Consider the following 13,517-nt stretch of genomic DNA (forward strand, 5'->3'; position numbering starts at 1 on the left):
GAGGTGTGCGGCGGAAACATCTCCGGCGGGGGCCGGCCCGTCGGGGTGGGCCGGGGTGCGCGCCAGTTCTGGCGTGGACGCCGCTGCCGACTCCTCCGCCCCCGTCCCCGCCGACCGATCGGCCTGCGCGCGGAGCTCGCGCCGCGTGGCCGGGGTCTGGTCGTGCACCCGCCCACGCTACCCCGGTGACGGCTCTATACTCGGGAACCACAACCACGGGAGTCCGGTGAGCCGGGCTGAGAGGAAGCGACCCACGCTTCGACCGTCGAACCTGATCCGGATCATGCCGGCGCAGGGAGGAGAGAAAATGCACACGTCCACGTCTGCCCGGACGGCGCCCGCCGTCGCCACGTCCGATCGTTTCCGGTGGCGGGTGGTCGACATCGTCGTCGCCGCGGTCCTCGGTGTCGCGATCGGCCTGATCTTCTGGGGCTGGAACACCGTCGGCGGCCTGTGGTTCGCCGCGATGGATGGCCTGACGCCCGGCCTCGGCGGCATCGCCGTCGGCATCTGGCTCCTCGGCGGCGTCGTCGGGGGCCTCGTGATCCGCAAGCCCGGCGCGGCGCTCCTGGTCGAACTGGTCGCCGCGATCGTGTCCGCCCTCATCGGCAACGTCTGGGGCATCAGCACGATCTTCTCGGGCCTGGCCCAGGGCCTCGGCGCCGAGTTGATCTTCCTCGCCTTCCTCTACCTGCGCTTCACTCTTCCCGTGGCGATGCTCGCCGGGGTGGGCGCCGGAGTCGGAGCGTGGGTGCTGGAGTTCTTCTGGGGCAGCTCGCCGAACATCCTGAAGACGCTCGAGTTCAACCTCCTGTACCTCGGCACACTCGTCGTCTCGGGCGCCGTACTCGCGGGTGTCGTGGGGTGGCTGCTGGTGCGGGGTCTCGCCGCCAGCGGCGCGCTCAGCCGGTTCGCCGCGGGACGCGAACGCCGCCGCGAGGTCTGATGCCGCATCCCGCGCGCGTCGAGGTCGACGGCTGGGGGTGGAGGTACGCCGGCCGGCGTCTTCCCGCGACCCGAGACATCGACCTCACCATCGAGCCCGGTGAGCGGGTGCTCCTCCTCGGGGCCTCCGGTGCGGGGAAGACGACGCTCCTGGCGGGGCTCGCCGGTCTCCTGGGCGGCAGCGACGAGGGCGAAGCCACCGGTGCCATCCGCGTCGACGGTGCCGCGCCCGAGGCGCAGCGCGGTCGCATCGGCCTCGTCCTGCAGGACCCCGAGGCCGGTGTCGTGCTCTCGAAAGTCGGCGACGACGTCGCTTTCGGGTGCGAGAACCTCGGTGTGCCCGCCGACCAGATTCCGGGCCGCGTCATCGAGGCCCTGGCATCCGTCGGACTGGACGTGCCCCTGGATCGCCCGACGAAGGCGTTGTCCGGCGGACAGAAGCAGAGGTTGGCGCTCGCGGGCGTGCTCGCCATGCGGCCGGGCCTGCTGCTGCTCGACGAACCGACCGCCAACCTCGACCCCGACGGTGTCCGCGAGGTGCGTACGGCGGTGGAGAGGGTGGTCGCGCGCGAGGAGACGACCCTCGTGCTCATCGAGCACCGCACGGCGGTGTGGGCCGACATGGTCACGCGGGTCGTCGTCCTCGCCCCGGGGGGAGGGCTCCTCGCCGACGGACCGCCCGCCTGGGTCTTCGGCCAGCACGGCGACGCACTCGCCGCGGCAGGGGTGTGGGTTCCCGGACGTGCGGTCGACCTCCCCGTGCTCGCGCCGGTGTCGTCGACGAGGGATGCCTCGCTGCAGGCGACGCGCCTCGCCATCGGTCGCGAGCGGCGGGCGCCGGTCCTCTCGGGGCTCGACGTCGCCGTGCCGGAGGCGGCGGGGACCGTGGTGACGGGACCCAACGGCGCCGGAAAGTCGACGCTGGCGCTGACCCTCGCAGGACTCCTGCCCGAGCTCGACGGCGAGGTCGTCGCGGCCGATCGCCTCGCCGCGCGGGGCGTGCGGCGGCCGTCGCGGTGGCGTTCGACCGAGCTCCTGACCCGCATCGGCACGGTGTTCCAGGAGCCCGAGCACCAGTTCCTCGCGACCACGCTGCGCGACGAGCTCGCCGTCGGCCCCCGGGCGCTGCGGATGCCGGCGGCCGAGGTCGACGCGATCGTCGATGAGCTGCTCGAGCGGCTCGACCTGGCATCCCTCGCCGAGGCGCACCCCTTCACGCTCTCGGGCGGGCAAAAGCGCCGTCTGTCGGTGGCGACCGTGCTGGCGTCGTCGCCGGAGATCATCGTGCTCGACGAGCCGACCTTCGGGCAGGACCGCCGGGGGTGGAGCGAGCTGGTCGGCCTGCTCCAGCGGGAGATCGCGCGAGGACGCAGCGTCATCGCTGTCACGCACGATGCCGATGTCGTCCGCCATCTGGGCCAGCACCGCGTCACACTGGCGGGTGCGGCGTGACGGCGACGATCACGTCTCGTGACCGCTCCGTCGCCTGGATCGACGGGGTCAACCCGGTCACGCGCATCCTCATCGCGCTCGCGCTGTCGGTGCCCTTGTTCGTCACGCTCGACGCGGTCAGCGCGGCCACCGCGGTCGTGCTGGAGCTCCTGTGCGTGCCGCTGACCGGACTCACCTACGCCACGGTGCTGCGTCGCATGATCCCGGTGGCCGTCTTCGCTCCCGTCGCCGCGCTGAGTATGCTGCTCTACGCGCAGCCCGGCGGCACGGTGTACGGAACGTTCCTGTTCGCCACGGTCAGTGACGACTCCATCGCCCTGTCGGGCGCGGTGCTCGTCCGGGTGCTGGCGCTGGGGCTGCCCACCATCCTGCTCTTCGGACGTGCCGACCCGACGGAGCTGGCCGACGCCCTCGCGCAGGTGGCGAAGCTCCCCGCACGGTTCGTGCTCGGGGTGCTCGCCGGAGCGCGGACGGTGGGGCTGTTCGTCGACGACTGGCGCACCATGACGCTCGCGCGTCGCGCGCGCGGACTCGGCGACCGCGGCGCCCTCCGCCGCTTCCTCTCTATGGCGTTCGTGCTGCTCGTCTTCGCCGTTCGCCGCGGCACCACCCTCGCCACGGCGATGGAGGCCCGCGGATTCGGCGCCCCCGCCGAACGCACGTGGGCCCGTCCGTCGCGGCTGCATCCCCGCGACGGCGCCGCCCTCTTCGGTGCGGTGGCGCTCATGGCAGCGGCGTTGACCGCCGCCGTGACGACGGGGGCGTTCCGTTTCGTCGGGGGGTGAGCGCTCAGAGCACCCGTTCGAAGCACAGCGACCGCGGCATCGTCGCGATGTACGGCTCATAGACCGGGATGGGTGTAAAGCCCGCCGCGACGTACAGGGCGAGGGACTCCGGTTGCATTCGACCGCTCTGCAGGATCACCCGGCGTGCGCCGCCGTCACGCGCCATCGACACGACGGCGTCGGTGAGGGCGCGACCCACTCCGCGTCGGCGTGCTGCGGGCGTGACGATGAGGCGCTTGAGCTCCCATTCCTCCCCGAGTCGGCGCAGCAGGACGTGCCCGATCGCGGTGCCGTCGGCATCCACCGCGAGGAGGGTCGCGATCACGTCGTCGCCGTGCACGGCCAACGCCGCCGCCCGTTCCTCGGCCATCCCGGGCGGGTCGTCGGCGTCGGCGTCGCGGTAGCGTTCGTCGAGATCGGCGTCCAGGATGCCGCGGAGTGCGACCGCGCGGGGATCGTCGAGCGCGACCCGCTCGAGGTGGAAGGGCATCCCTCGAGCCTAGAACGCGCGACCGAACGATGGGGTTATGGATCGGGTGAACGCGGCCCGACATCGAGGGCGTGCGGGCTACGCTGTAGGCCGCGCGACCGGGTACCCGGGGCGACCAGCGGGGGGAGACGTGCGTTGTGGCACTGTTGCTCACGTTGATCGTCATCAGCGTCGCGGTCGTCGCTGCGGTGCTCATCGTGACCATGCTCCACCTCGGCACGCCGGGGACGCTCACGCTGTTCCTGCGGTTCGTCGCCGCCGCGGGCATCGCCGCCGTCGGCGCCAGCGTGCTGTACCTCGTGTACGGGAGCGGGGGAGGGGTCGCCTCGCTCGCGGTCGGCGACATGTGCATGGTGCTCGTCCCGCTCCTGCTCCTCGTGGCGGTGCGCACGCTCGACGGGGCGGCGTTCCTGTGGCCGTCGATCATTGCGTTCCTCCTCGCCATCGGTGTCGCCGGTGTCACCGCTTTCGTTCCTCTGCCGGGCTCGCTGGGGGTGAAGGTCGCGGTTCTCGCGGCGACCTGCGCGGCGTGCGCGTGGGTCGCGGCGCGGTCGCTGGCGCTGCCCGCCTCGGCGATGCGGATCGTCGCTTTCGCATCGGGGGGTTACGCCGTCTTCTCCGTCCTGCGTCTTGTCGTCGCCGCGGTCGCGGGGTGGGGATCGCGACTCTATGCCGCGATGTTCTCGTTCGTCCCGGCGACGGTGGTGGGCGGGTTGGTCGTGCTGGCGCTCGGAGTGGCCGTGCTGCAGCTGCGAACGGCGAGCGATCCGTCGCCGCAGGCGCGTCGGGATCGGGCCCCCGGAGCGATCGTCGTCATCGGCGACTGGAGGCTCGCCTCGGCCGCGTACGGCCCCGACCGGGTTCGAGGTCTGGTGCGCGATCTGCGCGCCGCGGCTCGCTCCCTCGACCCCGACGCCGTCGACGTGCCCCGCGGCGTCGAGGTGAGTCTGTCGCACGCGGTCGTCACACTGGCCGAGGTGGCGCGGGCTGAGTACGGGTGGAGTGCCGACGAGGTCGCTCTCCTGGCCGACGGCGTGTCCACCGCCGCGGTGCGTACGCATCCGGTGCGGCTGCGCTCCTGGCGTCGAGGTCGTTCGCTGCGATCCTGAGTCCCGGGTAAAGTGACACTCGGTTTCTGCTTCGAAGGAGAACGCATGGACATCACGGGTGCATCCGCCCTCGTCACCGGGGGCGCTTCCGGACTCGGGCTCGCCACGGCCCGCCGCCTCTCCGCCGCCGGCGCCCGGGTGACGATCGTCGATCTGCCCTCTTCGGCGGGGTCGGAGGTCGCGAGCGAGGTCGGCGGGCTCTTCGCCGCGGCCGACGTCACCGATGCCGACCAGGTCGCCGCGGCCGCGGCCGTCGCCGCCGGATCGGGCCCCTTGCGGGTCGTCGTGAACTGCGCGGGCATCGCCCCGCCGGCGAAGGTGCTCGACCGCGATCTGCGGCCCACGCCGCTCGCCGATTTCGAGCGGCTCGTGCGCATCAATCTCGTCGGGACGTACAACGTCATCGCGCAGACCTCCGCGATCATGGCAGCCGGTGAACCGAGCGAGGGCGGCGACCGCGGCGTGATCGTCAACACCGCCAGCGTCGCGGCCTTCGATGGGCAGATCGGGCAGCCCGCCTACGCCGCCAGCAAGGGGGGCGTTCACGCGATGACACTGCCGATCGCGCGGGAGCTCGCGCGTCACGGCATCCGGGTCGTCACGATCGCCCCCGGCATCATGGAGACCCCGATGCTCAAGAGCCTGCCGCAGGCCGCTCAGGACTCCCTCGGTCAGCAGGTGCCGTATCCCTCCCGCCTCGGCGCCCCGGACGAGTACGCCCGGCTCGTGCTCGCGATCGTCGACAACGGCTACCTCAACGGCGAGACGATCCGCCTCGACGGCGCGATCCGGATGGCGCCGAAATGACCGACGGCATCCTGCTCCGTGTCGAGGGCTCTCTCGCGCGCGTCACCTTCGACCGCCCCGCCTCGCTCAACGCGATGGACTTCCCCATGGCCCGCCGCTGGCGCGATGTCGCGCACGAGGTCACGTCGGATCCCTTGATCGCGGCGGTGATTCTGGATGCCAACGGCCCCGCGTTCTGCGCCGGCGGCGACGTCGTGGCGATGGCGACCACCGGCGCGGCCGGGGCGGAGGTGACGGCGACCGCGGAGGCGATCCACGACGGCATCCGCACGTTCGTCGAGGCGCCGCTGCCGATGGTCGCGGCTGTCCAGGGGGCGGTCGCCGGCGGGGGACTCGGGCTCATGCTCACCGCCGACTACGTCGTCGCCAGCGACAACGCTCGCTTCGTCAGCCGCTACGCCAACATCGGACTGACGCCCGACCTGGGCGTGTCGACGCTGTTGCCCGCGGCCATCGGGCAGCGCCGAGCGCTGCAGCTCCTCCTGCAGGACCGCATGCTCGACGCCGCGGAAGCCCTCGACTGGGGGTTGGTCGCCGAGGTGGTGGCATCCAGTGATCTTCCGACGCGGGTCGAGCAGATCGCCCGGTTCTGGCTCGACGGGGCGACGGCCGCTTTCGGCCAGGCGACGCGCTTGGTGCGCGTCGGTGCGGGGCGGTCGTTCGCCGACAATCTCGCCGATGAGGCCGCCACGATCGGCGCGGCCTTCGACACCCCCGAGGCGCGGGCGCGGGTCGCCGCCTTCGCCGCCGCCTCCGCGAAAGGACGCTCATGATCCCCACCGACCCTCCAGCCGCCGCTGGTGCGGCGCCCGGAGCCTCCGCCGGCGTGGGCCCACTCACGGGCAAGACCATCTTGATGTCCGGCGGGAGCCGTGGCATCGGGCTCGCGATCGCTCTGCGGGCGGCACGCGACGGCGCGAACGTCGCCCTGCTGGCCAAGACCGACACCCCGCACCCGAAGCTCGAGGGCACCGTCCACACCGCGGCCGAGGCGATCCGCGCCGCGGGCGGCCGGGCCCTGCCCATCGTGGGTGACGTGCGCGACGAGGAGTCGATCACCGAGGCGGTCCTCCGCACGGTCGGTGAGTTCGGCGGCATCGACATCGTCGTGAACAACGCCAGCGTGATCGACCTGTCGGGGTCGCTCGACCTCGCGACGAAGAAGTACGACCTCATGCAGGACGTCAACGTCCGCGGAACGTTCCTGCTCTCACGCGCGGCGATCCCGCAGCTGAGGGATGCCGCGAACCCCCACATCCTCTCGCTCTCGCCGCCGCTGAACGTCACGCCGAAGTGGCTCGGAGCCCACACGGGGTACTCCCTCGCGAAGTTCGGCATGACCATGGCGACGCTCGGCATCGCCGAGGAGTTCGCCGGCGACGGGATCGCGGCCAACACCCTGTGGCCGCGGACGACGATCGCGACCGCGGCGGTGCAGAACGTCATCGGAGGCGACCGGCTCATGGCCGTCTCGCGGACGCCCGAGATCTACGCCGATGCCGCGTACGAGGTGCTGACGTCGCCCTCGCGCGAGCTGACCGGCCGGACCTTGATCGTCGAGGATGTGCTCGAGGCCGCCGGGGTGACGGACTTCTCCGGCTACGCCGCGGTGCCGGGCACCCCCGACGCCGCGATGTACCCGGACATCTTCCTGGACTGACGGCCGCCGCCCGGTCGGGGGTGCGCCGTTCCGCCGGGTCGTCCGCCCGGTCGGTGGTGCGCGGTTCCGCCGGGCCGTCCGCCCGGTCCGTGGCGCGCGGTTCCGCCGGGTCGGCCGCCCGGTCGGGGGTGCGCCGTTCCGCCGGGTCGGCCGCCCGGTCGGTGGTCCGCGGTTCCGCCGGGTCGGCCGCCCGGTCGGTGGTCCGCATAAACGCTTTCGGCGCGCATAAACGCGTGAGCAGCGCGTTTCTGCGCGCGGACAGCGTTTATGCGGGGTGGTGATGCCTTCGCGCGATCGCGGCCGGCGCCGTCAGAGCAGACCGAGCTCGGCGAAGGCGTTGTGCACACCGTCCTCGAGCACCGACGTGGTCACGCGACCGGCCAGGCGCTGCAGCTCGACCGGGGCGTTGCCCATCGCGACGGGGGTTCCGACGACCTCGAACATCTCGACGTCGTTCCAGCTGTCGCCGATGCCGATGGCATCCGTCGCGTCCAACCCGAGGATGCCGAGCACCTCCACGATCGCCGAGCCCTTCGTGACACCCGCCTGACCGATCTCGCCGTTCGAGCCGCCCGGAAGCGGGATGGACCCCGGGATGACATGAAACCCGGGGCCGAGCTCCGCGGCGGCGTGAGCGACGGTGTCGGTCGAGGGACTGACGAACACGGCCTTCGCGACACGGTCGCGGTCGACCTCGGCCAGCGGCCGGGTGCGCGGGATCGGGCCCGTCGCGGGCGCCGGGTGTCCGAGCGCGGCGAGCTCGGCCGCGCGGGCCGCGAGACGCTTCTGCACGTACTCGCGCATCACCGGCTCGACGCCCGGGGAGGCGAACACCGCCTCGTGCGTCTGCAGGAAGTAATGGATGCCGTGCGCCTCGAAGTACGTCTCGATCGCCGCCACATCGTCGCGGGGCATCGGGTGCTCCACGAGGAGGGCGCCGTCACGTGTGGCGTACGCGCCGCCGTTGCTGATCGCCCCGTCGAAGCCGATCGCCCGGACGTCGGGATGGATGTCGCCGTCGGCGCGCCCCGTGCACAGCCACACGAGGTGGCCGTTCGCGCGAGCCTGGCGGATGGCGGTGATCGTCGAGGGGGCGATCGCCGAGCCGTGCTCGATGATCGTGCCGTCGACGTCGAGGAAGGCAATACGGGGCATGTGTTCTCCGTGGGGTGGGCGGCGGACCCGTGCTCCGCGCGCGGCGGGGCCCGCGCGGCGGTGCCCGCGGGGCGGGGCTGCGGAGCCGGGTCGCTGCCACCGTACCGGTCGCCGGTGTCCGAGCCGCCCGAGGACACAGCGGAGGAGAAACGGCCGCACAACTCCGGCAAGACCGCAGGATGCCGGGGCGCCCGGGCTGTGGCATCCGGATCTTCCTGCGTTGTGTCGTGCCCTGATGGTCCCCGGGGCGTCCAGCCGCGGCGCAGGTGGCCGCCGGTACCCTGGAAGATATGACCGATCAGACCCCCGTGCGCGAGACCACGCCCCGGCAGGCGCGCCCCGCGGGGGCGCCGGCCGACACCGCGATCCGCGAGACGAAGCCGCGCCAGGTCCGCCCGAAGACCGAAGGCTGGCAGCAGGCGAAGGACGAGACAGGGCGTCCGCTCCTGCAGTTCGCCAGCCCCAAGCGCGGTAAGCCACCCGTTCACCTCGCCGACCTCACCGCCGAAGAGCGCGTGGCCAAGGTCAAAGAGCTGGGCCTTCCGGGCTTCCGCGCGAAGCAGCTCGAGAAGCACTACTTCACCCACTACACGTCGGATGCCGCTGCGATGACCGACCTGCCGGCATCCGGTCGTGAAGAGCTCGTCGCGGGGCTCCTTCCGCCGTTGCTCACCGAGGTGCGCCGCCTCGAGACCGACCGTGGCGACACGATCAAGTTCCTGTGGAAGCTTCACGACGGTGCGCTGGTCGAGTCGGTGCTCATGCGCTACCCCGGACGCATCACGCTGTGCGTGTCGAGTCAGGCCGGGTGCGGCATGAACTGCCCGTTCTGCGCGACCGGTCAGGCGGGCCTCACCCGCAACATGTCGGCCGCCGAGATCGTCGACCAGGTGGTGCGCGCGAACGCGCTCATCCGCGCGGGCGGGCTCGGCGACCCCCGAAAGGTGGGGCACGAGGACGAGCGCGTGACGAACATCGTCTTCATGGGCATGGGCGAGCCGCTCGCCAACTACGCCCGGCTCATGCAGTCGGTTCGCGTGATGGTCGACAAAGAGCACGGCCTGGGCATGAGCGCGCGCGGCATCACGGTCTCGACCGTGGGTCTGGTGCCGGCGATCACGAAGCTGTCGAACGAGGACATCCCGGTGACCTTCGCCCTGTCGCTGCACGCTCCCGACGACGGTCTGCGCGACGAGCTCATCCCGGTCAACTCCCGCTGGAAGGTCGATGAGGCCCTGGATGCCGCGCGCGCCTACTTCGACAAGACCGGGCGCCGCGTCTCGATCGAGTACGCCCTCATCAAAGACATGAACGACCACGCGTGGCGTGCCGATCTGCTGGCCGAGAAGCTCAACGCCCGCGGCCGTGGCTGGGTGCACGTGAACCCCATCCCGCTGAACCCGACGCCCGGGTCGATCTGGACCGCGTCCGAGGTGCCCGTGCAGAACGAGTTCGTGCGCCGTCTCAACGACGCCGGCATTCCGACGACGCTGCGCGACACCCGCGGCAAAGAGATCGACGGCGCGTGCGGGCAGCTCGTCGCGACCGAGGACGACGAAGCGGCCGCGGCCGAGACGCCCGTCGGCTGACGCCCCGGCGCCGCGGGGACGCCGGTGGGCAGTCAGTCTGCCGCGCATAAACGCGATCTATATGCAGAAACGCGTTCTCAGCGCGTTTATGTGCGCCGGTCGTGTTTATGCGTAGCGGCATTCGGGCGTCGGGCGATTCGGAACGCGGGCAACGGGCCCGATGTCGGATGCCGCCGATAGCGTGGACCCATGGTCGGTTATCGCTACCTCGGCAACAGTGGATTCAAGATCTCGGAGATCACCCTCGGCAACTGGGTGACGCACGGTTCGCAGGTCGGTGACGACGCCGCCATCAAGACGGTGCACGCCGCGCTCGACGCCGGCATCACGACGTTCGACACCGCCGACACGTACGCCAACACCGCGGCGGAGGTCGTGCTCGGCAAGGCCCTCGAGGGTCAGCGGCGCGAGTCGCTCGAGATCTTCACCAAGGTGTACTTCCCGACCGGTCCCGGCGGCCCCAATGACACGGGCCTGAGTCGGAAGCACATCATGGACTCGATCAACGGTTCCCTGAAGCGTCTCGGCACCGACTACGTCGACCTCTATCAGGCGCACCGCTTCGACTACGAGACCCCGATCGAAGAGACCTTCCAGGCCTTCGCCGACATCGTCCGCCAGGGCAAGGCGCTCTACATCGGTGTGTCCGAGTGGACCGCCGAGCAGCTGCGCGAGGGGCACGCGCTGGCGAAGCAGCTCGGCATCCAGCTGATCTCGAACCAGCCGCAGTACTCGATGCTGTGGCGTGTCATCGAGGGCAAGGTCGTGCCCACCAGCGAAGAGCTCGGCATCTCGCAGATCGTGTGGTCGCCGATGGCGCAGGGCGTGCTGAGCGGCAAGTACCTGCCCGGTCAGCCCGTGCCCGACGGATCCCGCGCCACCGACGAGAAGAGCGGAGCGACCTTCATCAAGCGGTTCCTCCGCGACGACGTGCTCGAGGCCGTCCAGCGGCTCAAGCCGATCGCCGAAGGGGCAGGGCTCTCCCTGCCGCAGATGGCGATCGCGTGGGTGCTGCAGAACCCGAACATCGCCGCCGCGCTCGTGGGTGCCTCGCGTCCCGAACAGCTCGCCGACACCGTGAAGGCCTCCGGTGTGACGCTCGACGCCGACACCCTGGCGGCGATCGACACCGCACTGGGTGACGCGGTGTTCTCCGACGCCGACAACACGTACGAGGTGTCGCCGAAGAAGCGCCTGGTCTGACAGGCGGACGGGCGGGCCGGGCGGTGGCGCCCGGCCCGCTTTCGCGCATCCGGGCGCTGCGCTGCTCCGGGGTGAACCCCCGGCCCGCTCAGGAGAGCAACAGGATGGGCGTCGTACCCTGTGCGAATGTCCTTTTCCGCTCACCGGCCGGGCCGCTTCGGTTCCGACGGCCGCATCGAGTTCACGACGGACGATGACCGCGAGCCCCAGTACCTCGACGACATCCTCGCCCAGCAGCGTGACGACGCCGGCTCCGCCTCGGCCGACGACGTGACCCCCGGCGATCCCACCGAACCCTGGGGTGCCCCGCCCGCCGGCGACGGCGACACGGCCCCGTTCGAGTGGCCGGATCCGGAGTTCGAGGAGGCGCCGCGCGCCGCGGTCCCCGCCGACACCGAGCCCGCCGACACCTCGCGCCCCGACACCTCGCGCCCCGACGTCGAGTCCGCGGCGCCCGAAGCGGCGCCGTTCCCCGCGCCCGTGGCATCCGACCCCCGCCCGCCGCGGCTGCGGCGTGCCGACCCGCGTCGGCCGAGCCTGTCGCTCGTGCGGCGCATGGCGGTCTTGGGCGGTGCCGACAACGACGTGCTCGACGAAGTGCCCGAAGAGGTTCCGCGTTTCGTTCAGATGTTCCTCGTGCTTCTGGGCACTGCGCTGGTCTCGGCCCTGTCGATGATGTTCGCCCTGCTCACCGGTGTGCGTGTGAGCATCCTGCTCGCAATCCCGCTCGCGCTGGTGTGGGGTCTGATCATCTTCAACCTCGACCGCTTCCTCACCTCGACGATGCGCTCGACGAAGAACATCTTCCGGCTCCTGGGCCTGGCGTTCCCGCGCGTCATCATGGCGGCGCTCATCGGCATCGTGGTGGCGGAGCCTCTCGTGCTGCAGGTGTTCCAGAACGACATCAACCGCGAGGTGAACTCCACCAACGTCACGCAGGCGCTCTCCGACCAGGATGCCGTGGCCAACGGCCCCGAGAAGCAGGCTCTGGATGCCGCCAGCGCCCAGGTCGCAGCGCTGGAGAATCAGGCCGCGACGGGCATCGTCGCCGGCACGTCCTCCACCTCGGCGGAAGCCGCCGCGGCGCAGCAGAGCGTCGATCAGCTCACGCAGCAGCTCGCCGCGCAGCAGCAGGTCATCGATCAGGCCCGGGCGGTGTACCAGTGCGAGCTGACGGGCGAGGGTGCGGGCGAGGTGCCCGGATGTACCGGCGTCGCCGGCGACGGGGCGAGTTCGGATGCCGCGCAGGCCCAGCTCGCGCAGGCCCAGTCGGCGTACGACGCCCTGTCGGCGCAGTTGCAGCAGGCGCAGTCGGGTCTCGCCGCGGCGAACTCGGCGGGTGCCGAGGCGGCCGCCGCATCGGCGGACCAGAACAAGCAGCAGGCGCAGGATCAGCTGCCGGCGGCGCGTGCGCAGTACGAGGCGGCGCTCACGGCCTACAACGATCGAGCGGCGTCCGTCGCCGACGGCAACGCCGGCGCCGTGGGCCTGCTGAGCCAGATCTCGGCGCTCGAACGGCTGTCGGAGCGTGAACCGACGCTGCGCTGGGCGCACTGGCTCATCGCGGCCCTGTTCTTCATGATCGAGCTGCTCCCGGTTCTGGTGAAGGTGCTCACCGGGTTCGGCGGCCCGTCGCTGTACGAGAAGGCCGAGCGGATGCGCACCCAGGTCGCACTCGACCGCGTCACCGCGAGGACGTTCCGAAAGCGCGCGGACGTGATCGCCGACGAAGCGGTCCGCGTCCCGGCGGGCGTCTGATGGCTTCGTGGAGTGCGGGACTGCTGCTGTACCGGCGGCATCCCGCTCTCGAGGTTCTCATCGCGCACATGGGCGGACCGTTCTGGGCCCGCAAGGACGACGGTGCGTGGTCCATCCCGAAGGGCGAGTTCATCCCCGGCGACGAGGAGCCCCGGGATGCCGCGTTCCGCGAGTTCCGCGAGGAGCTCGGCCTCGAACCCCCGGCCTCGGAGTGGGCCGAACTGGGCACCTTCGCGGCGTCATCGAGCAAAAAGCTCGTGGTGTTCGCCGCCGACGGCGCGGCGTTCCCGGAGTCGGGCTTCACATTCGGCGAGTTCGAGATGGAGTGGCCCCCGCGCTCGGGCCGCACGGCATCCTTTCCCGAGGTCGACCGCGCCGAGTGGACGGGTCTGGATGCCGCCCGCGACCGCCTCGTCAAGGGCCAGCGCCCCCTCCTCGACGCGCTCGAGCGCCTGCTCGCGTAGGCCGCCGGCCGGGCGCGCGGGCAGGCGCGCGGGCGCGTCGGGGGGGGGGCGCGGGCCCGTGTCGCGGGGGTCGCGGGGGGGCGCCCCTCCCGGCCCCGGG

General features: G+C 71.6%; 13 protein-coding genes and 1 riboswitch. Of the genes, 11 read left to right on the forward strand and 2 right to left on the reverse strand.

The annotated features are described in order from the left end of the window. Positions 1-205: 205 nt before the first annotated feature. Positions 206-315: riboswitch (TPP riboswitch) on the forward strand. From MHY30_RS14360 to MHY30_RS14370, 3 genes are all read left to right on the forward strand, one after another. Then, positions 308-946, forward strand: a complete 639-nt coding sequence (locus tag MHY30_RS14360; RefSeq protein WP_239278317.1) for an ECF transporter S component — start codon at positions 308-310, stop codon at positions 944-946. It overlaps the preceding riboswitch by 8 nt. Continuing rightward, positions 946-2,397, forward strand: coding sequence for an ABC transporter ATP-binding protein (locus MHY30_RS14365; RefSeq protein ID WP_239278342.1), 1,452 nt, complete (start codon positions 946-948; stop codon positions 2,395-2,397). The genes MHY30_RS14360 and MHY30_RS14365 overlap by 1 nt, the downstream gene beginning before the upstream one ends. Further along, the gene (locus MHY30_RS14370) at positions 2,394-3,182 is read left to right on the forward strand and encodes an energy-coupling factor transporter transmembrane protein EcfT (protein ID WP_239278369.1); all 789 of its coding nucleotides are present in this window, start codon (positions 2,394-2,396) and stop codon (positions 3,180-3,182) included. Before MHY30_RS14365 ends, MHY30_RS14370 begins: the two co-directional genes overlap by 4 nt. 4 nt (positions 3,183-3,186) lie before the next feature. Here MHY30_RS14370 and MHY30_RS14375 read toward each other — a convergent pair whose 3' ends face one another. Continuing rightward, on the reverse strand, positions 3,187-3,672 hold the full coding sequence (locus tag MHY30_RS14375; protein WP_239278391.1) for a GNAT family N-acetyltransferase: 486 nt from the start codon (positions 3,670-3,672) through the stop codon (positions 3,187-3,189). A 137-nt stretch (positions 3,673-3,809) separates the two neighbouring features. On the opposite strand from MHY30_RS14375, the gene MHY30_RS14380 reads away from it, so the two are divergent. Genes MHY30_RS14380 through MHY30_RS14395 form a run of 4 tightly spaced genes read left to right on the forward strand, consistent with a single transcriptional unit; the run spans position 3,810 to position 7,248 of the window. Then, a complete protein-coding gene (locus MHY30_RS14380) occupies positions 3,810-4,781 on the forward strand; it encodes a hypothetical protein (RefSeq protein WP_239278409.1) in 972 nt (323 codons plus the stop codon). 45 nt (positions 4,782-4,826) lie between these two features. Continuing rightward, positions 4,827-5,588: an SDR family NAD(P)-dependent oxidoreductase gene (locus MHY30_RS14385; protein ID WP_239278423.1), complete on the forward strand. Its 762-nt coding sequence runs from the start codon at positions 4,827-4,829 to the stop codon at positions 5,586-5,588. Further along, positions 5,585-6,361 (forward strand): enoyl-CoA hydratase/isomerase family protein, encoded by a 777-nt coding sequence (locus MHY30_RS14390; RefSeq protein ID WP_239278441.1) that lies wholly within the window; start codon positions 5,585-5,587, stop codon positions 6,359-6,361. Before MHY30_RS14385 ends, MHY30_RS14390 begins: the two co-directional genes overlap by 4 nt. Next, positions 6,358-7,248: an NAD(P)-dependent oxidoreductase gene (locus tag MHY30_RS14395; protein WP_275438514.1), complete on the forward strand. Its 891-nt coding sequence runs from the start codon at positions 6,358-6,360 to the stop codon at positions 7,246-7,248. The genes MHY30_RS14390 and MHY30_RS14395 overlap by 4 nt, the downstream gene beginning before the upstream one ends. A gap of 309 nt (positions 7,249-7,557) precedes the next feature. Here the strand turns inward: MHY30_RS14395 and MHY30_RS14405 are convergent, their stop codons facing one another. After that, a complete protein-coding gene (locus MHY30_RS14405) occupies positions 7,558-8,403 on the reverse strand; it encodes an HAD family hydrolase (RefSeq protein ID WP_239278463.1) in 846 nt (281 codons plus the stop codon). Between the two features lie 290 nt (positions 8,404-8,693). On the opposite strand from MHY30_RS14405, the gene rlmN reads away from it, so the two are divergent. The 4 genes from rlmN to MHY30_RS14425 all read left to right on the forward strand — a co-directional run bounded on the left by rlmN (position 8,694) and on the right by MHY30_RS14425 (position 13,417). Next, entirely contained in the window at positions 8,694-9,992 is a 1,299-nt protein-coding gene (gene rlmN / locus MHY30_RS14410) for a 23S rRNA (adenine(2503)-C(2))-methyltransferase RlmN (RefSeq protein WP_239278473.1), read from the forward strand. 189 nt (positions 9,993-10,181) lie between these two features. Further along, positions 10,182-11,195, forward strand: a complete 1,014-nt coding sequence (locus tag MHY30_RS14415) for an aldo/keto reductase family protein (protein WP_239278475.1) — start codon at positions 10,182-10,184, stop codon at positions 11,193-11,195. A 126-nt stretch (positions 11,196-11,321) separates the two neighbouring features. Next, complete coding sequence (locus tag MHY30_RS14420; protein WP_239278477.1) at positions 11,322-12,953, forward strand: DUF4407 domain-containing protein; 1,632 nt, start codon at positions 11,322-11,324, stop codon at positions 12,951-12,953. Further along, positions 12,953-13,417: an NUDIX domain-containing protein gene (locus MHY30_RS14425; RefSeq protein WP_239278479.1), complete on the forward strand. Its 465-nt coding sequence runs from the start codon at positions 12,953-12,955 to the stop codon at positions 13,415-13,417. Before MHY30_RS14420 ends, MHY30_RS14425 begins: the two co-directional genes overlap by 1 nt. The last annotated feature ends 100 nt before the right edge of the window (positions 13,418-13,517 follow it).

The organism is Microbacterium sp. ACRRU (genome assembly GCF_022346945.1).
GTDB classification, from domain to species: domain Bacteria; phylum Actinomycetota; class Actinomycetes; order Actinomycetales; family Microbacteriaceae; genus Microbacterium; species Microbacterium mcarthurae.